The sequence below is a fragment of the Gordonia sp. G4 genome (assembly GCF_057770005.1).
Genome location: NZ_CM173442.1, coordinates 4807339 through 4825671, shown reverse-complemented (window position 1 = coordinate 4825671; position 18333 = coordinate 4807339). Strand labels below are relative to the sequence as shown.

17 protein-coding genes and 2 pseudogenes are annotated in these 18333 nt (G+C 67.2%); 12 read left to right on the top strand and 7 right to left on the bottom strand.

The genetic code is table 11. The features are described 5' to 3' along the window. Window positions 1–264 precede the first annotated feature (264 nt). Complete coding sequence (locus AC3B5T_RS21795; protein ID WP_055475858.1) at window positions 265–840, bottom strand: 2'-5' RNA ligase family protein; 576 nt, start codon at window positions 838–840, stop codon at window positions 265–267. A gap of 226 nt (window positions 841–1066) precedes the next feature. Between AC3B5T_RS21795 and rpsA the strand changes: the two genes are divergently transcribed. Beyond that, window positions 1067–2545 carry a 30S ribosomal protein S1 gene (gene rpsA / locus AC3B5T_RS21790; protein ID WP_055475857.1) on the top strand — a complete coding sequence of 493 codons (1479 nt, stop codon included), beginning with the start codon at window positions 1067–1069 and terminating at the stop codon, window positions 2543–2545. Window positions 2546–2618: 73 nt separating this feature from the next. On the opposite strand, the gene AC3B5T_RS21785 is transcribed toward rpsA, so the two are convergent. Together AC3B5T_RS21785 and AC3B5T_RS21780 are read right to left on the bottom strand one after the other, a co-directional pair. Further along, window positions 2619–3224 (bottom strand): SWIM zinc finger family protein, encoded by a 606-nt coding sequence (locus tag AC3B5T_RS21785; protein ID WP_055475856.1) that lies wholly within the window; start codon window positions 3222–3224, stop codon window positions 2619–2621. Next, window positions 3221–4905 (bottom strand): annotated as a pseudogene (locus AC3B5T_RS21780) (DEAD/DEAH box helicase). The gene AC3B5T_RS21785 and the pseudogene AC3B5T_RS21780 overlap by 4 nt, the downstream one beginning before the upstream one ends. Window positions 4906–5067: 162 nt before the next feature. On the opposite strand from AC3B5T_RS21780, the gene AC3B5T_RS21775 reads away from it, so the two are divergent. Continuing rightward, window positions 5068–5814 carry a TetR/AcrR family transcriptional regulator gene (locus AC3B5T_RS21775; protein ID WP_197282776.1) on the top strand — a complete coding sequence of 249 codons (747 nt, stop codon included), beginning with the start codon at window positions 5068–5070 and terminating at the stop codon, window positions 5812–5814. A gap of 101 nt (window positions 5815–5915) precedes the next feature. After that, window positions 5916–7151 carry a zinc metallochaperone AztD gene (gene aztD, locus AC3B5T_RS21770; protein WP_055475854.1) on the top strand — a complete coding sequence of 412 codons (1236 nt, stop codon included), beginning with the start codon at window positions 5916–5918 and terminating at the stop codon, window positions 7149–7151. A 125-nt stretch (window positions 7152–7276) separates the two neighbouring features. Here the strand turns inward: aztD and AC3B5T_RS21765 are convergent, their stop codons facing one another. Further along, the gene (locus tag AC3B5T_RS21765; RefSeq protein ID WP_055475853.1) at window positions 7277–8032 is read right to left on the bottom strand and encodes an aspartate racemase/maleate isomerase family protein; all 756 of its coding nucleotides are present in this window, start codon (window positions 8030–8032) and stop codon (window positions 7277–7279) included. A gap of 81 nt (window positions 8033–8113) precedes the next feature. On the opposite strand from AC3B5T_RS21765, the gene AC3B5T_RS21760 reads away from it, so the two are divergent. Further along, complete coding sequence (locus AC3B5T_RS21760; protein WP_055475852.1) at window positions 8114–8947, top strand: hypothetical protein; 834 nt, start codon at window positions 8114–8116, stop codon at window positions 8945–8947. Window positions 8948–8972: 25 nt separating this feature from the next. On the opposite strand, the gene AC3B5T_RS21755 is transcribed toward AC3B5T_RS21760, so the two are convergent. After that, on the bottom strand, window positions 8973–9524 hold the full coding sequence (locus tag AC3B5T_RS21755; protein ID WP_197282775.1) for a TetR/AcrR family transcriptional regulator: 552 nt from the start codon (window positions 9522–9524) through the stop codon (window positions 8973–8975). Window positions 9525–9617: 93 nt separating this feature from the next. Here AC3B5T_RS21755 and AC3B5T_RS21750 point away from each other — a divergent pair, with 93 nt between their 5' ends. From AC3B5T_RS21750 to AC3B5T_RS21735, 4 genes and pseudogenes are all read left to right on the top strand, one after another. Further along, window positions 9618–10532, top strand: coding sequence for an alpha/beta hydrolase (locus AC3B5T_RS21750; protein ID WP_055475851.1), 915 nt, complete (start codon window positions 9618–9620; stop codon window positions 10530–10532). Further along, window positions 10529–11328 (top strand): annotated as a pseudogene (locus AC3B5T_RS21745) (SDR family NAD(P)-dependent oxidoreductase). The gene AC3B5T_RS21750 and the pseudogene AC3B5T_RS21745 overlap by 4 nt, the downstream one beginning before the upstream one ends. 117 nt (window positions 11329–11445) lie before the next feature. Continuing rightward, window positions 11446–12342: a dephospho-CoA kinase gene (gene coaE / locus AC3B5T_RS21740; protein WP_055475850.1), complete on the top strand. Its 897-nt coding sequence runs from the start codon at window positions 11446–11448 to the stop codon at window positions 12340–12342. A 135-nt stretch (window positions 12343–12477) separates the two neighbouring features. Next, a complete protein-coding gene (locus AC3B5T_RS21735; protein ID WP_035717260.1) occupies window positions 12478–12948 on the top strand; it encodes a hypothetical protein in 471 nt (156 codons plus the stop codon). Window positions 12949–12970: 22 nt separating this feature from the next. Here AC3B5T_RS21735 and AC3B5T_RS21730 read toward each other — a convergent pair whose 3' ends face one another. Next, window positions 12971–13561 (bottom strand): ribonuclease FAU-1 family protein, encoded by a 591-nt coding sequence (locus AC3B5T_RS21730; protein ID WP_055475849.1) that lies wholly within the window; start codon window positions 13559–13561, stop codon window positions 12971–12973. A 94-nt stretch (window positions 13562–13655) separates the two neighbouring features. Between AC3B5T_RS21730 and AC3B5T_RS21725 the strand changes: the two genes are divergently transcribed. The 4 genes from AC3B5T_RS21725 (at window position 13656) to AC3B5T_RS21710 (ending at window position 17169) form a co-directional block, all read left to right on the top strand. Continuing rightward, on the top strand, window positions 13656–13952 hold the full coding sequence (locus tag AC3B5T_RS21725; protein ID WP_231632702.1) for a hypothetical protein: 297 nt from the start codon (window positions 13656–13658) through the stop codon (window positions 13950–13952). Then, complete coding sequence (locus AC3B5T_RS21720) at window positions 13949–14323, top strand: hypothetical protein (protein ID WP_231632701.1); 375 nt, start codon at window positions 13949–13951, stop codon at window positions 14321–14323. Before AC3B5T_RS21725 ends, AC3B5T_RS21720 begins: the two co-directional genes overlap by 4 nt. A 20-nt stretch (window positions 14324–14343) precedes the next feature. Continuing rightward, window positions 14344–16500: an excinuclease ABC subunit UvrB gene (uvrB, locus tag AC3B5T_RS21715; RefSeq protein ID WP_014927058.1), complete on the top strand. Its 2157-nt coding sequence runs from the start codon at window positions 14344–14346 to the stop codon at window positions 16498–16500. A gap of 225 nt (window positions 16501–16725) precedes the next feature. After that, on the top strand, window positions 16726–17169 hold the full coding sequence (locus tag AC3B5T_RS21710) for a universal stress protein (protein WP_004018865.1): 444 nt from the start codon (window positions 16726–16728) through the stop codon (window positions 17167–17169). A gap of 88 nt (window positions 17170–17257) precedes the next feature. Here the strand turns inward: AC3B5T_RS21710 and AC3B5T_RS21705 are convergent, their stop codons facing one another. Then, the gene (locus AC3B5T_RS21705) at window positions 17258–18160 is read right to left on the bottom strand and encodes a hydroxymethylglutaryl-CoA lyase (protein ID WP_055475848.1); all 903 of its coding nucleotides are present in this window, start codon (window positions 18158–18160) and stop codon (window positions 17258–17260) included. Window positions 18161–18333: the final 173 nt, after the last annotated feature.

Below are 18333 nucleotides of genomic sequence, written 5' to 3'. Positions count from 1 at the left end.
GTGGATTTCGGTCCCGAGTGGGTAATCTTTGCGCCGTGGGCGACGAGACTTGCCGATGCGGTCACGACCGAGCGGCGCACGAGCACTATCGGGCAGGCACCGAGTGCGCATTGTGCGGCGCCGGCTCCTGTCCGCGATTCCGGCGGAGGTCCCGGCTTCGGCGCCTTCTCGGCGTATTGCCCGGCGGCCCGGGCTCCGGCCGCGCATCCGCCTGACGCCGTTCGGGTCTCTCGGGCGTGATCGGCGGCGCTGTCGTGGCGTCCCTCAGCAGGCCCGCCCCGCGAGCACCACGTCGGCTCCCTCGTCGGGGTCCCAGCGGCGGAGCGCGGTGAACTCGCCGACGATCTCGGCGCGCGGGTCGAGGACGGCCAGTGCCCGGACGAGCTGCTCGGCGTCCATCCGTCGTGCGAGGGTGACGTGCGGTGTCCACTGCCCGGGGGAGGTGTGCGCGAACGCGGACCCGCGACTCCCGGGCGTCGCCGAGGCGCCCGCCTGTCCGGACTCGACGAAGTCGGCGGACAGCCGGCAGACCTGCGCATGGACCGAGAGGAGTTCGCTCGACGGCACCACGAGTCGTGCGAGCGTCGATCGGGTGCCGGCGCCGAAGACGATCGGAGCGCCGAGCCGCATGCCGACCGGCAGGCGCATGGCGACCCCGGCGAGCGCCGCATCGGCCTGGGGATCGATCCGCGACGCGGCCACGAGCGTCACGTGGGGCCGGTTGGTCGCCGAGGCGACGCGCCCCTGATGGGGCAATCCCGCCGTGGCGAGTGCGGCCCATTCGGCACGAACCTGCTGGTCGGACGAGTCGTCGAGGAGGAGTTCGAGCGAGTGGGCCACCAGGCGATCATCTCATCCGCCCGCGGGGCGCTCGTCGGTGCGCACTCATGCGACGAGCCATTTGCCCAGCACATTGCCGCTGGAGTAGGCTTCTACACGCGCGTGTGCGCTATGACGCGCGGTTCGCACCTGACCTGACCGGTGACAGGCTGGTCCAGGTGGTGTCGATCAACAAAGCTTTGACGAAATCGTACCTACTACACACCTGTCCGGAGCAACTCAACATATGTCGTCCCCCACGATCACCTCGCCGCAAGTAGCCGTCAATGACATCGGCACTGCCGAGGACTTTCTCGCCGCCATCGACTCCACGATCAAGTACTTCAACGATGGCGACATCGTGGAAGGCACCATCGTCAAGGTCGACCGGGACGAGGTTCTGCTCGACATCGGTTACAAGACCGAAGGCGTCATCCCTTCTCGCGAACTGTCGATCAAGCACGACGTCGACCCCAATGAGGTCGTCAACGTCGGTGACGAGGTCGAGGCCCTGGTTCTCACCAAAGAGGACAAAGAAGGTCGTCTGATCCTCTCCAAGAAGCGCGCGCAGTATGAGCGTGCGTGGGGCACCATCGAGGAGCTCAAGGAGAAGGACGAGGCCGTCAAGGGCACCGTCATCGAGGTCGTCAAGGGCGGCCTGATCCTGGACATCGGGCTGCGCGGCTTCCTCCCGGCATCGCTGGTGGAGATGCGTCGCGTCCGCGATCTGCAGCCGTACATCGGCAAGGAGATCGAGGCCAAGATCATCGAGCTCGACAAGAACCGCAACAACGTGGTCCTGTCGCGTCGTGCATGGCTCGAGCAGACCCAGTCCGAGGTCCGCAGCGAGTTCCTGCACCAGCTGCAGAAGGGCCAGGTCCGCAAGGGCGTCGTGTCCTCGATCGTCAACTTCGGTGCGTTCGTCGATCTCGGCGGTGTCGACGGTCTGGTTCACGTCTCCGAGCTGTCCTGGAAGCACATCGATCACCCGTCCGAGGTCGTCGCAGTCGGCGACGAGGTCACCGTCGAGGTCCTCGACGTCGATCTGGACCGCGAGCGTGTGTCGCTGTCGCTCAAGGCAACCCAGGAAGATCCGTGGCGTCAGTTCGCCCGCACCCATGCGATCGGTCAGATCGTGCCGGGCAAGGTCACCAAGCTGGTGCCGTTCGGTGCGTTCGTCCGCGTCGACGAGGGCATCGAGGGTCTGGTCCACATCTCCGAGCTGGCCGAGCGCCACGTCGAGGTGCCGGATCAGGTTGTCGCCGTCGGTGACGACGCGATGGTCAAGGTCATCGACATCGACCTGGAGCGTCGCCGGATCTCGCTGAGCCTCAAGCAGGCCAACGAGGACTACACCGAGGAGTTCGACCCCTCGAAGTACGGCATGGCCGACAGCTACGACGAGCAGGGCAACTACATCTTCCCCGAGGGCTTCGACGCCGAGACCAACGAATGGCTCGAAGGCTTCGAGAAGCAGCGTGAGGCATGGGAGGCCCGGTACGCCGAGGCCGAGCGTCGCCACAAGATGCACACGGCCCAGATGGAGAAGTTCGCCGCTGCCGCCGCCGAGGCCGCCAACGTCCCGACCGACTACTCGTCGGCGACGGAGAGCCGCGGAGGCTCCTCGTCGAGCAGCAGCTCGACCGGTGGGTCGTCGGCGGGCGGATCGCTGGCCAGCGACGAGCAGCTCGCTGCGCTCCGCGAGAAGCTGTCGGGCAACGCCTGACACACCCCGCTCACCGAGCAGTAGAGAAGCCCTCCCGGGAAACCGGGAGGGCTTCTCTCGTTCTCACCTCCGGTCAGCGAGGGAGGTCGGCGCGAGGCCCGGACTGCCAGTAGTCCCTGACATCGAACGCGGTCAGCGCCGACCAGCGCGGGGGTATCCGACTCGATGGTGCGTCGGGATCCGGTGCGGCGTCGACGGACGAGCCGTCGAGCGATCCCTCGAAGTCGCGGAGCCGGAGGGCAAGGGCGGGCTCCCGGTCGACCGCGGCGGCGAGCGCGTACAGCGTCGCGAGGATGTGCAGGCACCGATCGCCGCGCGCGCGACACGAACAGTCGGCGACATCGAGACCGGCGGGCGACCACGCCGCGGCCTCGACCAGCCGGTGGTACATGTCGTCGGTCGGTTCGGTGGACGCGCCGAGCAGCTCGCGCAGGGCTGACGCGGTGGCCGAGGTCATCGGGCCGAATTCGAGATGTGCCACCGACGCCTCGCCACCCCGTTGGACCAGACCGCTGACCGATCGTCCGTCGACCGTCAGCGTGACTCCGCCATTGCGGGCGACACTGCGGGCGCGTGGCGCGAGCTGGTTGGGAGAGCGCGTCGAGATCGGCTCGGCGAGCCGGACGATCTCGGCACCCCAGCGGCTGAAGCCGAACTCGGCGGGTGGGCCGGCGGTCATCGCACCTCCCGATTGCGGCGCAGGACGTCGATCAGCCGCTCGTCGCTCAGGCCGGTCAGCTCGGCGAGGGCCGAGGAGTCGTCGGCGTGCGCGCTGAGTGCGGACTTGCGGCGGTGCAGGTCGTCGATGTGCTCCTCGAGAGAGGTGGCCGACGTGAGGGTCGTGATCGTGACCGGACGCTGCTGACCGATGCGGTGCACCCGATCGGAGGCCTGGGCCTCGACCGCGGGATTCCACCAGCGATCGAAATGGATGACGTCGCACGCGCGAGTAAGGGTGAGTCCGACGCCGCCGGCCTTGAGACTCATCACCATCACCCCGGGCCCCGGCCGGCCTGGAAGTCGGCGACGAGTTCATCGCGCCGGCCCGGTGGAAGACCGCCGTGGAAGAACGGGACGTCGACACCGAACTGCTCGGCGAGGTGACGGACCAGGAGTTCGCCCGTGTCGCGGTACTGGGTGAAGACGAGCGTGGGGGAGTCGGTACGCAGGTTGTCGACGAGAATCTCTGTGCACACATCGAGTTTGCCCGAGCGGCCCGTGAGCACTCGGGTGTCGCCGGTGACGAGACCGGGATGGTTGCAGATCTGTTTGAGCCGGGTGAGGGTGGCGAGAATCCTTCCGTGCCTCTCGAATCCATCGCCGAACCCATCGTCTTCCACGCGTGCAAGATGGGCGTCGTAGAGCTGCGCCTGCTCGTCGGTCAGATCGACGAGAACGGGATTGGAGATCTTCGGTGGCAGTGCCGACGCCACGCGGGATTTGGAACGCGCCAACACCACCGGCGACACCGCGACCCGGAGTCGGTGCAGTGCTCCGGTGTCACCGTCGTCCAGGGCCCTGGTGAATCGGCGTCGGAACACCGCCCGGTGGGGGAACACTCCGGGCGCGATGACGCGGAGGATCGCCCAGAGGTCGTCGAGACTGTTCTCGATGGGCGTGCCCGTCAACGCGATGCGAGCGCGGGCGTCGATGGAGCTGGCCGCGCGGGAGACCTGGGTCCGCGGGTTCTTCAAGGCCTGCGCCTCGTCGAACACGACTGTCGCCCAGGGATACCGGCGTATCGCCTCGATGCTCAACCGCAGTCTCGCGTAGGAGATCACGGCGACCGAACCGGGCGCCTCCGGGGTGTGATCGAGAGGTCCGGTGTGCACGTCGAGTGTGGGCGCGAAGCGGGTCATCTCATGTGCCCAGTTGGTCACGAGGCTCGTCGGGCAGACGACCAGTTGGGGTCCCTCGTGTGCCCGGAGCGTCAGCAGCCCGATGGCCTGGACGGTCTTGCCGAGTCCCATCTCATCGGCCAGCACGGCGCCACCGGTGACCTCCGCGGTACGGGCGAGCCATGCGACGCCGCGGATCTGATACGGCCGCAGGCTCGCTCGAAGCGAGTCGCGTAGTGCGTCCTCTGCGGCTAGACAGTCGTGCATCGCCGAGCGCGCGAACTCGGCCGTGGTCATCGCGGTGCCGGTGGGGTCGACCTCGGCGTGCGCGGCGAGAGGCAGTGACGTCGCGGAATCACCGGCGAGCGTGCGCTGCCAGGCGTGTACCGACTCGGCGACCGGACCGGACGCGCTGAGTTCGCCCGGTTCGCCCGGTTCGCCTGCGGCGACGAGCGTCGGGACGTCGACGAGGTCGCAACGGACGTCGCGGACGACGAGGCCGCGGCCCTCGGGAACCGCCAGGCGGCACGAGTCCGGACGGTGTGCGGCATCGGGATCGTGTGACGACCACAGGGCGAATTGATGGAGATCCGGCAGATATGTGGCCTGGATGGTCAGCAGGGGCTCCTCTTGGTACGGTGTACGGAGTTTCTACTCGGTACACCGTACGGGAAAGGCTTCGCCGTGTCGACCGCTGATGACGCACGCGTGCTGGTCCGGCTGTTGTGGCGGGCCGAGGCCGGAGTCGAAGGTCCGCGGCGCGGTCCGCGACAGCGGGTCTCGATCGACGACATCGTGACGACGGCGATCCGCCTCGCCGATGCGGGGGGACTCGACGCGGTGTCGATGCGCGCACTGGCCGCCGAGATGGGCGTCGGGCCGATGAGTCTCTACACCTACGTACCGACACGTGACGTCTTGGTGGCGCTGATGGTCGACCAGGTGGCGGCGGACGCGCCGATGCCTCCGAGCTCGCCGACCGTGGTGGAGTCGCTGGCGGGTGTCGCGCGTGCACTGCGCGCCGAGTGTCTCGCCCACCCGTGGCTGCTGGAGGCCACGCCCTGGCGCCAGGTGCTGGGGCCCCACCGGCTCGCCCGCTATGAGCGACAGCTCGAGCTGCTCGAGTCTGCCGACATCTCGGATGTGCAGCGCGACAACATCATCGCACTGATCGGCGCCTTCGTGACCGGCAACGCCCGCGAAGCGGTCGGGGAGCGGTCGGCAGCCGTGGAGACCGGGATGAGCGATGCGCGATGGTGGGAGATCGTCGGCCCCGCACTCGCGGCGGTCGTTCCTGACGGCGCGTTCCCCCTTGCGGACCGGGTCGGGAGTGCGGTCGGTGAGCTCCATCAGGCGCCCGGCGCCCCCGACGACGCCTTCGAGTTCGGGCTCATGCACGTACTCGACGGATTGCGACCATTGCTGACCTGACTCCCGGGCGCGAGTGCTCGGAAGGATAGCTGCGGACGCGAGGGCTCACCTGCATCCATGCGTTGTTGACAATCATTTTCATTGAGCTGTTCACTGTTCGGGTGTTTGCACAACGGACAAATCTGACCCGATCTCTGGCGATCCTCACCGCCGCATCGTTCGCGCTCGTCGCCTGTGGCAGCGAGGATTCCGGCGACTCGACGCCCGCTGCCCCCAGTTCGGCCAAGGCCGTCGAACAGCAGAGCGCCACACCGCGTCTCGCGCTCAGCTACGACGGCGGCATCCTGGTTCTCGACGCGGAGTCGCTCGAGCAGGTGGCCGACCTTCCGGTCGACGGCTTCATCCGACTCAACAGCGCCGACAACGGCCGGAACGTGTTGGTCTCCGAGTCGGACGGATTCCGGGTTCTCGACATGGGGACCTGGACGCGCCAGCACGGCGACCACGGTCACCACTACACGACCACTCCGGCCCTCACCGACATGACCTTCGGCGGCGAGGAGCCCGGACACGTTGTGCCCCATGACTCCCGGATCACACTCTTCACCGACGGGACCGGCGAGGTCGAGATCGTCGAACCCGCCGAACTTCTCCGTGGCAACCCGGCATCGACCTCGTTCACACTCCCCGAGCCCCACCACGGGGTCGCGGTGTTCCGGGAGGACGGCACCGTCGTCGTCACCGTCGGCAACGAGGACTCGCGCAGCGGGGTCGCGATCCTCGACGGTGAGCGCAAGGAGATCGTGCGCAACGACCAGTGCCCGGGAGTGCACGGTGAGGCCGCCGGCGCCGACGGTGTCCTCGCCTTCGGTTGTGAGGACGGCCTTCTCATCGTGCGAGGGAACGACATCCGCAAGGTGGACAGCCCCGACCCCTACGGCCGGATCGGCAACCAGGCAGGCAGCGACGAGTCCCCGATCATCCTCGGCGACTACAAGTCCGACCCCGACGCCGAACTCGAACGCCCGACGCGCTTCTCGCTCACCGACACCCGCACCGGTCAGCTCCGTCTCGTCGATCTCGGCACCTCGTACAGTTTCCGGTCCATCGAGCGTGGTCCCGGAGGTTCCGCGGTGATCCTGGGAACCGACGGCGCCCTGCACGTCTTCGACGTCAACACGGCCACGAAGACCGCCACCATCCCGGCGATCGGTGCGTGGACCGAACCGGACGAGTGGCAGTCCCCGATGCCGAACGTCGTCGTCCAGGAGGGCATCGCGTACGTCAGTGATCCGGCGGCGAAGAAGATCGTCGCCATCGATCTGAACAAGAACGAGAAGGTCGGTGAGGCGGAACTGCCGCACGAGACCATCGAACTCGCCGCCGTCACGGGCTGACCGGCAGTCCACGGAGACCTCGTCCCGCCGGCGTGTTCCCGATCCGGGATCGCGCGGGTGGTACGAGGTCTCTGCCTGTTTCGTAACATCCGTTCCGGTGGTGCGGCCACGACACCGCGCAGTACTCAGCCGAGGAACAGGGGTCCGGCGTCGTCAGCTCGCGGTACCCGGCCGACGGCCCGGAATAGGGACCAGACCGTCACCTGCGTGGCGGTCAACACCGGAACCCCGGCGGCCTGCACGAGGGCAGAGGTCAAGTGGTCGGTGTGCAGAGCAGTTTCCGGAAGTAGGACGACCCGCGCATCGGGATGAGCGGCCTTATCGACCAGGTCGATGATCCTGGCATCGCCCCACTCCGCCAGGTCACGATCGGTGCGAGCGTTCGCATCGACCCGGTGGATGACCGAAGTGCCGGACTTGGCGATGTGCTCGATGAATCGGTCGGTGAAATGCGGCGGGTACACCGAGGCGACGCTGACGGCAGTCGCCCCGAGATGGGCCAGTGCCTCCTGAAATCCACGCATCGTCGAGGTCGCGGCACACCGGGCTGTCGATTCGATGGTTGTCAGTTGTCGCCGGTGGGCACTCGGGCTGAGCATGAAACTCGCCGAGGTGACCGCCAATGCAACGGCGTCGAACCGGTCCGCAGAACCACTCAGCGCATCGGATATCGCGGAAGGATGACCGAGCCGGGCGACAGTGGCCGCCAGATCTCGGTCCGACATGCTGCCCAGTTCGAAATGCGTCTCTGCCGGCCACGGCAGCTCGACCACCTGCAGCGTCGACCGCGGTGAAGTTCGCCCCGCGAGGCTGGCGAAGTCGTGGACATCGGCGTTCGCAGTAGGGAAGAGCAGACCGAAGTCCGGGTCGGCGTTCGACATCTCGTCACCGTCGCACGACGCAGTCGGTTCCGTCGAGCGGGGCGTGGAACCCGTCGGTCCGATTCAGCCTAGGCTGCACGTATGAAAACGCCGTCGTGGGTGGAGCTCGCCGGTCGCAATGCGGCCGCCGAATCGGTGTATGTGGCCGGTACATTGGCGGTCCGCGAGTCGCCGGACGAGGAGATTGCCTTCGACTTTCAGCACGCCCCGGGCGGGAGATGGCGCGTCGAGAGGGCCGGCAGACCGATATACCTCGCGAATGGCCGGTCCTCGGTCGTTCGCGTCGACGATCACATGCAGCAGCTCGACGGCGACATCCGTATGGCACTTCTGGGTGCTCGGTTCAGCCCACTCGATCTGTTGGGCCCGGACTCCTTGTTGCACAAGATGAGTGCCGGGTTGGCGGCCGACGCGACGAGCCCTGAGGACATCGGCGGCCGGCCCGGGTGGTCGGTCCGACTCGTCGGGGCGGGCGCGGGCGCGGTCGTCCTGGTTTTCGACGACTCGACCGGCTTGCTGGTGCGGGTGGCGAACGACCGCGGCGACGTCCTGCTGCAGGTCGACAACCTCGCCGAACCGGAGACGCTGCCCGACGCACTCTTTGTGTGGGACGGGCCGATTCGCCCGGCCCCGTCGCCTCGCGATCGGCGTCGGAACACGGCAGACGACGACACCGAGCGCCTCGAGTACATGCGGGCCGTCGTCGCCGCGCAGGCAAGACCTCACGAGGTTCTGGCTGCTGTCACCGCTGCCGACGGCGAGGCCTCTGCCCGGGCGGCCGTGATTCGGCTTCTCGGCGTCACCGAGTTCGGCGCCGACGCGATCATGGCGACACCCATCGGTCGGTTCCGGGGTGATCACACGGCCGCCGACCGCCGGACCTTCGAGGTCCTGGAGGAGCGGCGCCGGTACTGATCACCGGTCCGGGCCAGCGCCCCGGCTAGCTTGTGGCCGACGGCCACCGATGGGCCAATGTCTCGCATATGGTGCGCTGTTCGCCTTCGTCCCGCGTGTGCATCAAAAGTCCCTCGACGGTGAACACGGCGATCGTCACCTCGGCGTCGACGGTCTCCGCAGGGACGCCTGCTGTTTCCAGCTCGGCACGGAACAAGGTGGCCGTGAGGAGGTGAAAATTGTTGTGCCACTCCGCTACTGCAGAGGAGTGTGGTACGCGAGAGTGCACTGTGGTCACCAGACCGCTCATCTCGGTCAATCGCCGCACGATCCACAACACCCGAGCGGCGATCGGCTCGTCTGCAATTGCCTGATACTGGGGCCAGACATCGGCCATGACGGCGGACACGACTGCAACGAGCACGTCATCCTTGTCATCGAAATACCAGTAGATGGTGTTGGGCGCCACCCCGGCTTCCTTCGCCAACCTGCTCATCGACGTCGCCTCATATCCGCCTTCGATGAACAGCCTCCGGGCGGCCGCGACGATCTCCTGGCGCTTCTCGTCGGCAGCCTGCGGCCTCTTGTTCCGCGCCACGGACACCACCTCCACACCACTTGGTCTTGAACGGCATTCAAGAAGCTGCTAGCTTGTTGAACGCCATTCAAGATACCTGATGGAGGTCCATCGATGACGCGTCAGTTCACCTACGTTCGATCCGATGTCACGTTCGAGTCCGGCGATGTCCAGTGCGCAGCCTGGCTCTACCGCCCGGATGGGGTCGTGAACCCGCCCATCGTCGTCCTCGCTCACGGTTTCGCCGCATTCCGCGAACTGAGGCTCGACGCCTACGCCGCACGGTTCGCGCAGGCCGGGTATGCCGCGCTTGTCTTCGACTACCGCCATTGGGGTGCCAGTGGCGGGTCGCCGCGTCGCATTCTCGACATCGGAAAACAGCTCAGTGACTGGGATGCCGCAATCGCCTACGTTCGGGGCCTGGAGGGCGTCGACACGCGGCGCGTGGTGGCGTGGGGGTCGTCTTTCGGCGGCGGCCACGTCCTGAAACTGGCTGCCCACGACCACGATGTGGTCGCCGCGATCGTCCAGGTTCCGCACGTGAGCGGCCCCGCGTCAGCGTTCTCCCAGTCTCCAACACTGGTGGCGCGACTGATCATCGCCGGGGCGCGTGATCAATTCCGGGCGTGGACGGGACGGACGCCCTACCGGATGGCCGCGATAGGGCGACCCGGCGACGTCGCGATGATGACCTCGCCAGGCGCTTACGAGCAAGTCGAACGCATGGGGGACATGCGTGAGGAACTGCTCGCCGAAAACGACGTCGCCGCCCGGATCGCACTGCGCGTGCCCTTCTACTCTCCCGGACGTCACGCAGCGGCGATCAACGTCCCAGTGCTGGTCCAACTGGCAGCGAAGGACGACGTCACGCCGATCGACAAAGCCCAGGCTGTAGCGCGCCGCATACCGAAAGGCGAGGTGCACACCTACGATTGTGGCCATTTCGAGCCCTACCTCGACCCGTACTTCGAGACCATCGTCGCCGACCAGCTCGACTTCCTGGACCGCCACGTTGGCGACCCGCGATGAGCGCACACCCTCCCCGCCGCACAGCTCTCGTCACGGGAGCCTCCGCCGGAATCGGAACCGCGTTCGCCCGACATCTCGCCGCCGAAGGCCACGACCTGATCCTGGTGGCGCGACGGGCAGGCCGGCTCGACGAGCTCGCAACCGAACTCCGTCAGCAACACGGCGTTCTCGCCGAGGTCATTGCGGCCGACTTGAGTGACCCGGCCGCTCCCGCCGCCGCGATCATCGATCGGGCGGACGAGCTGGGGATGCCGATCGACGTGCTGGTCAACAACGCAGGCCTGTCCTCGAGCACCAAGTTCTCCGAGACCCCATGGGAATCGGTTGCCGCCGAACTCCAGCTCATGGTCACGGCGGTGACCGAGCTGACCCATCGCGTGATACCCGACATGAAAGCACGGCGCTGGGGACGGATCGTGAACCTGTCGTCTCTCGCTGCGGTATCGCCCCGGGGGAGGGCCTGCTCTACACCGGGATCAAATCCTATGTGCTGAACATGTCCCAATCGCTGGATATGGAGCTCAAACCGCACGGCATTCATGTGACAGCACTGTGCCCGGGCTTCACGCACAGCGAGTTCCACGACGTCATGGGCACCCGCGACGCCGCGGACCGGTTGCCGGGATTCATGTGGCAGGAACCCGAAGATGTCGTCCGCGAAGGTTGGGCCGCGGTCAAGGCCGGAAAACCCGTCTGCATCCCCGGCGTCATCAACAAGGTGTCCGCGGCCGCGATGCGCCCCATCCCCGGACGTATCGGCTACCGCCTTGGGCGCACACTGAACCCGTTCAAGTAGCAGCAGACGAGTTCGTACGTTCTGTTGGGAGGCCGCTTCGTTGACCGCGGCGTGATGGTGTGCAGGGCGACTGCCCCGGACGTACTCCAACGTGAAGGCGTTTGTCAGACTGGGGTCGTGATCAGGCTTGGACTGACCGGTGGCATCGGCGCCGGCAAATCGACCGTGGCAAAGACGTTCGTCGAGCGGGGCGCGTACATCATCGACGCGGACAAGATCGCCCGGGAGGTGGTCGAGCCGGGGTCGGAGGGTCTGGCGGCGCTGGTCGAGGCGTTCGGGCCGGACATCCTGGCCACCGACGGGAGCCTCGACCGTCCGGCTCTCGCGGCGAAGGCCTTCGTCGACGACGAGTCGCGGCAGACCCTCAACGGCATCACCCACCCGCTCATCGGGGCGCGGACGCAAGCCTTGCTCGACGATGCGCCGGCGGACGCGATTGTGGTGCAGGACATTCCGTTGCTGGTGGAGAATCACACGGCGCCGTTCTTCCATCTGGTCGTCATCGTGTTCGCCGAAGCCGACGTGCGGTTGCACCGGTTGACGACGATGCGCGGTGTCGCCGAGGCCGACGCCCGCGCCCGCATCGCCGCGCAGGCGACCGACGAACAGCGTCGTGCCGTCGCCGACGTGTGGCTGGACAACTCCGGCGCCCCCGAGGATCTGGCGGCATCCGCGGCGCGGGTCTGGGATGAGCGTCTCGTGCCGCTCGAGATGAATGTCCGCCGTCGCCGGGTCGCCGATCCCGTCCCTGAACTCGTCGCGTCCGAACCCGATCCGCACGGTCCGTCCGCGCGTCTGGTCAATCGGCTGTGGGCGGTGGCCGGTGAACTGGCCACCGCCGTCGACGTCACCGACGCGGCAGCGGTCGAGTTGCAGGTGACGGCCCGTGATGCCGCTGCCGCCGAAGGCCTGGTCGACCGGTTGGCCGACGGTGGATTCGCGCCGGCCGGGCCGGATCTGTACGGCTCGTGCGACCCCGGCAGACCGGCCACGGTGCGAGTCGTCACCGGGTGAGAGGCGCGCGGCACAAAAACTGACTACAAACGTTGCCAAAATGCTTACGCGCGGTGCGGAGCGCTGCTAGCTTGTGAGTCGCACGCCTCCGCGGTGGTGGTGTGCTCGAGGACGAGCCCAGGAGTGGAGCACAGCATGGTCGGTCGGGGACGTAGGGGTCGCGCGCGGATTGTCGGCGGCGCAATAGCTTTCGGTGCGGTGACGTGCGCCGGTGTCGCACTGGCCGCGCCTGCCGAGGCGGCCCTGCAGGGCATCGCGGTGGACACCCTCCCGGGGTACGGGTCGTCGGCCAACGGCTCGTTCAACTACGGCGTGTACGGCGCAGGGTGTGCCTACGAGCTGTCCGTGCTCGTCGGTGACCCCGGCTCGGCGAAGTCGAATCTGAAGGTGACATCCGTCGGTGCCGGTCGCACGGTCACCATCTACGACCGGAAGCCCACGAGTGTCGAGGTCAGGCCGACGTGGCGCCCGTCGACACCGGGTCGATACGTGCTCAAGGCGACCCTCGACGGGGTGGAGAAGACGCGAGCGGTCACCGTCGGTACCGGCGTCCAGCTCCCGGACTTCATCCGCAACGGAGCCTGTTTCGTCCTTCCCACCTACTGAGACCTCTGAGGTCTGTCGAGATCTACCGGGCGCCGCCGCGGCGATGGTCGTGGTCGCTGAAGGCCACCACGCCGCCCGCCGCGGCGTCCAGCCAGGCCTGGACGTCGTTCCCGTGCTGGGCCGTACCGACGAGCGCGCGCGTGGCGATCTCGACGGCCTCGACGCACTGTGCGGTGTCGAGGAGCCCGTCCCGGTGCGCCTCGAGCAGTTCATCGGTGTCGAGCAGCACCGGCGGGGTGCCGGGTACGTCGACGAGATCGAGATACCAGTCCTCGGCGTACCACCTCCCGGCGTCGTCGGGGCCGGCGAAGCGGCCGACATCCAGATACAGGCGCTGACCCTCCCGGTAGCCGCCCTGATAGTGGAAGATGTTGGCGCGCAGTCCCAATGCGGGCAGGAGCCAGGATTCCAGGTGATCGAACCGCGGATGTCCGGGTGCGTGGCGCGACATGTACAGCCCGTAGTCGGTGACGCGGTACTCCTCGACCGGCCGGACGAACCCCTTGTTGTCCGTGTTCGTCATCCCGGGTACGTCGAAGACCTCCCGCTTGGGCGGGTGCACCGGGTGTGATGCGGGCACCGGCTCGGCCGCGCGTCCGCGATGGTTGGTCATGCACCGAATCTAGACAGAACGACCGACGATCTCAGGGTGAAAGCCCGAGTTCTCACCGATGTGCGAGGCGGGGCGGTCGGCGCAAGGTCGACAGATGACTTCCGTCGAAGCGACCCGTGGTCCCGCGCGCCGATTCACCGCACCGAAATCGTCTGCCAGGCGCGCGAGGCAGATGCTCCTGTGGATCCATGTGCTGTCCTCGGTCAGCTGGATGAGTCAGGCGCTCGCCCTGCTGGTGCTGATGCTGAATCCAGGGGAAGGCGGCGTCGTCGCGGCGCACGTCCTGGACACCACGGTGCTCGTCGTCTCGGCCAACCTGTCGGCGATGTCCGGGTTCCTCCTGTCGTCGACGACGCCCTGGGCTTCTTCGTGCACTGGTGGGTACTCGTGAAATTCGTGATCACGGTCGGGCAGCTCGTCGTCGGGATCGCGGTGCTCTCGCCCACGCTCGACGAGGCGACGCGATCCGGCGACGACGCAACGCCGGGTCTGCTGACCGCGACTGTCGTGATGGCGACGCTGATCGCATTCCAGGCCTGGCTGTCGATCGCCAAGCCGTGGCCGCGGGTGCCGCGCCGGACCCAGGGAAAGGCGCCGGTCCCGGGTACTGTCGTCCGGATCGCGGCGCCGGCGGCGCTCCTCGGCGACGTCGTCGTGTTCGTCTCCGTCGGCCAGCCGATCCCGCTCTGCTCGGTGGTCGTTCTCGTCGCCGCACTCATCGGGCGTCGGCGGGCGCATCGAGCGGGAACATCGTTGTCATAGGTCGCGTTTACCCTGGCACTATGGCTTTTGCAGCAGAACGCCCCGTCATCGCGCACTCGGAGTTCCGGCCGGTCGGCGAGATCGAACGGACCGAAGCCCGGCTGGAGGTCGTCAGCGAATACGAACCCGCCGGCGACCAGCCCGCCGCCATCAAAGATCTGACCCGCCGGATCAACGCGGGTGAGAAGGACATCGTGCTCCTCGGTGCCACCGGTACCGGAAAGTCGGCGACCACCGCCTGGCTGATCGAGCAGGTGCAGCGTCCCACCCTGGTCATGGCTCCGAACAAGACGCTCGCGGCGCAGTTGGCGAACGAACTGCGCGAGATGTTGCCCAACAACGCCGTCGAGTACTTCGTGTCGTACTACGACTACTACCAACCCGAGGCCTACATCGCGCAGACCGACACCTACATCGAGAAGGACTCGTCGATCAACGACGATGTCGAGCGTTTGCGTCACTCGGCGACGTCGAGCCTGCTGTCCCGGCGCGACGTCGTGGTGGTCGCCTCGGTGTCCTGTATCTACGGCCTCGGCACACCGCAGTCGTACCTCGACCGATCCGTCGAGGTGGAAGTGGGTCAGGAGATCGATCGCGATGCACTGCTGCGGCTTCTCGTCGACGTCCAGTACACGCGTAACGACATGTCGTTCACCCGCGGGAGTTTCCGTGTCCGTGGCGACACCGTCGAGATCATCCCGTCGTACGAGGAACTCGCCGTCCGCATCGAGTTCTTCGGCGACGAGGTCGAGTCGCTGTACTACCTGCACCCGCTGACCGGAGACGTCGTGCGCCAGGTCGACTCACTGCGCATCTTCCCGGCCACCCACTATGTCGCCGGGCCCGAACGCATGGAGAAGGCCATGGCGAGCATCGAGCGCGAACTCGAGGAACGGCTCGCCGATCTGGAGGGCAAGGGCAAACTGCTCGAAGCCCAGCGTCTACGGATGCGGACCACGTACGACCTCGAGATGATGCGCCAGGTCGGATTCTGCTCGGGCATCGAGAACTACTCTCGGCACATCGACGGACGCGCCGCCGGGAGCGCCCCGGCGACACTGATCGACTACTTCCCCGACGATTTCCTTCTCGTCATCGACGAGTCGCATGTGACCGTGCCCCAGATCGGCGGCATGTACGAGGGCGACATGTCGCGCAAGCGCAACCTCGTGGAGTACGGATTCCGCCTACCGTCGGCCGTCGACAACCGGCCGCTGACATGGGACGAGTTCGTGGATCGCATCGGACAGACCGTGTACTTGTCCGCCACCCCGGGGCCGTATGAGCTGGGCCAGTCCAACGGCGAGTTCGTCGAGCAGGTGATCCGCCCGACGGGTCTCGTCGATCCCCAGGTCGTTGTCAAACCCACCAAGGGCCAGATCGACGACCTGGTCCACGAGATCCGTGAGCGAACCGACCGTGACGAGCGCGTGCTGGTGACGACCCTGACCAAGAAGATGGCCGAGGACCTCACCGACTACCTGCTCGAACTCGGCATCCGGGTCCGCTATCTCCACTCGGAGGTCGACACCCTGCGCCGCGTCGAACTCCTGCGTCAGCTCCGATCGGGTGACTACGACGTCCTCGTCGGCATCAACCTGCTGCGCGAGGGCCTCGACCTCCCGGAGGTGTCCCTCGTCGCGATCCTCGACGCCGACAAGGAGGGTTTTCTCCGGAGCACCACCTCGCTCATCCAGACGATCGGTCGTGCGGCCCGCAACGTGTCCGGCGAAGTCCACATGTATGCGGACAAGATCACCGACTCGATGCGCAACGCGATCGACGAGACGGAGCGACGTCGCGAGAAGCAGATCGCGTACAACAAGGCGAACGGGATCGACCCCAAGCCGTTGCGCAAGAAGATCGCCGACATCCTCGACCAGGTCTACCGGGAGGCGGAAGACGAGACCGTTGCGGTCGGCGGTTCCGGACGGAACTCCAGCCGCGGACGCCGCGCCCAGGGCGAGGTCTCGAAGGCCGGCAGCTCGGGGGTCATCGAGAAGCGCGACGTCTCGCTGATGCCCCGGGCCGAACTCGCCGACCTCGTGTCTCAACTCACCGACCAGATGATGAGCGCTGCTCGGGACCTGCAGTTCGAACTCGCCGGGCGACTCCGCGACGAGATCGCCGATCTGAAGAAAGAGATGCGCGGGATGGACGCGGCCGGGATCAAGTAGACGCCTCACCGGTTCGCCCGCGCCGTGTGAACGGACAGCTGAGAGTGGTAGTGGCCCGAGGTGAGCGGACCGCCGTGATGCGCAGCTGATGTGCCGATCACCACGAACGGGGGACAGACACGTCCGTGGCAAACTAGTGTCCCGATGCAAGACCCCTGCAATTCGGGGATACGCGGTGACGCCTCGCTGATGGGCAGCGAGGCGATTTCATGTCGGGAGGTTGGGATGAGCTCTTACGAAACCGTCGTCGTCGGTACCGATGGCTCCGAGTCGTCGATGAAGGCTGTGGAACGTGCGGGTGCACTCGCGGGCGACGCTCAGTTGGTGATCGCGTGCGCGTACTTCCCGAACGAGCGCGGTGCCGGGGACGCGGCCGACGTCCTCAAGGACGAGGCATATCAGGTCACCGGGTCGACCCCGACCGAGGAGATCCTGCGGACCGCGAAGGAACGCGCCGCCAAGGCCGGTGCGACGAACGTGGTGCAGCGCCCGGTCAAGGGCGCTCCGGTCGACGCGCTCCTGCAACTGGTGAGCGACGTCAAGGCCGACCTCCTGGTCGTGGGCAACCGCGGCCTGAACTCGATCGCCGGCCGGCTTCTCGGATCGGTCCCCGCCGATGTCGCTCGCAAGTCGGCGTGCGACGTCCTGATCGTGCACACCACCGGGTAGTCGCCGGGAGTCGCCGCGCAGTCGTGCTGCGGCCCACCGATCTCGAGGGCCGATCGATCTGCGTGGCTCATCGACAGGTGTCCCCGCCTCAGCGGGCGGCCGGAAAAGGTCCGGCACGTCCGAGGAGTGCGGGGACATCCTTGTCGAGGGCTGTGCCCAGCCATTGTGCGGCGTCGACCAACTGTCGCATGTCGACGCCGGTGCTGACATCTGATCGATCCAGTGCGTAGACGAGATCCTCGGACGCGATGTTGCCGGTGGCCGCAGGCGCGAACGGGCACCCGCCGAAGCCGCCGATGCTCGCGTCGAGCGCGCGCGCACCCGAATCGAGTGCGGTAAGCGCGTTCGCATAGCCGGTGTTCCGCGTGTTGTGGAAGTGCCAGCGTTGCGGGATGCCGGGAGCTCGTTCGGCGGTCCGTCTGGCGAGGTCGCGAACCTGTGCCGGCACCCCGACGCCGATCGTGTCGGCGAGCGCGATCTCGTCCGGTGCGGCCTGATCGGTCAGCCGGGCCACGATGTCGGAGACCCAGCCCGGACTGACCTCGCCGGTGAACGGGCAGCCGAACGCCACCGCTATGGTCACCGTCGACGCGATCCCGGCCGCGCGCGCGTCCCGGACGACGTCGACGGCTGCCGCGACGGTGTCCTCGACGCTGCAGCCCTGGTTCCGTCGACTGAACTCCTCGGTGGCCACGACCACCGCGTTCACCTCGTCGACCGCGGATGCGAGGGCGCGGTCGAGACCACGACGGTTGAGGACGAGCCCGATATAGGAGACGCCATCCACGCGGGGCACCCGGTCCATGACCTCCTCGGCACCGGCCATCTGCGGAACCCGCCTGGGGTTGACGAAGCTGACCGCCTCGATGCGGCGCACGCCGGCGTCCACGGCCCGGCTGATGAAATCGACCTTCTGGTCGATCGAGAGCAGCGCCTGTTCGTTCTGCAACCCGTCCCGCGGCCCGACCTCGATCACCTGCACGTCTGACATGAGTTCGATCTTGCCCGTTCCGCCTCCACGACTCCACGGGGGTCTCGTTCGGCGCCGGGCGCAATTCGGCCCGCTCGCTTCGCTCCCGGCGCCGGGCGCAATTCGGCCCGCTCGCTTCGCTCCCGGCGCCGGGCCCCATTCGGCCCGCTCGCTTCGCTCCCGGCGCCGGCGAC

Coding starts and splice junctions, on each gene's coding strand:
- rpsA (WP_055475857.1), top strand. CDS start 1,067: ATGTCGTCCCCCACGATCACCTCGCCGCAAGTAGCCGTCAATGACATC.
- AC3B5T_RS21785 (WP_055475856.1), bottom strand. CDS start 3,224: ATGACCGCCGGCCCACCCGCCGAGTTCGGCTTCAGCCGCTGGGGTGCC.
- AC3B5T_RS21765 (WP_055475853.1), bottom strand. CDS start 8,032: ATGTCGAACGCCGACCCGGACTTCGGTCTGCTCTTCCCTACTGCGAAC.
- AC3B5T_RS21760 (WP_055475852.1), top strand. CDS start 8,114: ATGAAAACGCCGTCGTGGGTGGAGCTCGCCGGTCGCAATGCGGCCGCC.
- AC3B5T_RS21750 (WP_055475851.1), top strand. CDS start 9,618: ATGACGCGTCAGTTCACCTACGTTCGATCCGATGTCACGTTCGAGTCC.
- AC3B5T_RS21735 (WP_035717260.1), top strand. CDS start 12,478: ATGGTCGGTCGGGGACGTAGGGGTCGCGCGCGGATTGTCGGCGGCGCA.
- AC3B5T_RS21730 (WP_055475849.1), bottom strand. CDS start 13,561: ATGACCAACCATCGCGGACGCGCGGCCGAGCCGGTGCCCGCATCACAC.
- AC3B5T_RS21725 (WP_231632702.1), top strand. CDS start 13,656: ATGACTTCCGTCGAAGCGACCCGTGGTCCCGCGCGCCGATTCACCGCA.
- uvrB (WP_014927058.1), top strand. CDS start 14,344: ATGGCTTTTGCAGCAGAACGCCCCGTCATCGCGCACTCGGAGTTCCGG.
- AC3B5T_RS21710 (WP_004018865.1), top strand. CDS start 16,726: ATGAGCTCTTACGAAACCGTCGTCGTCGGTACCGATGGCTCCGAGTCG.
- AC3B5T_RS21705 (WP_055475848.1), bottom strand. CDS start 18,160: ATGTCAGACGTGCAGGTGATCGAGGTCGGGCCGCGGGACGGGTTGCAG.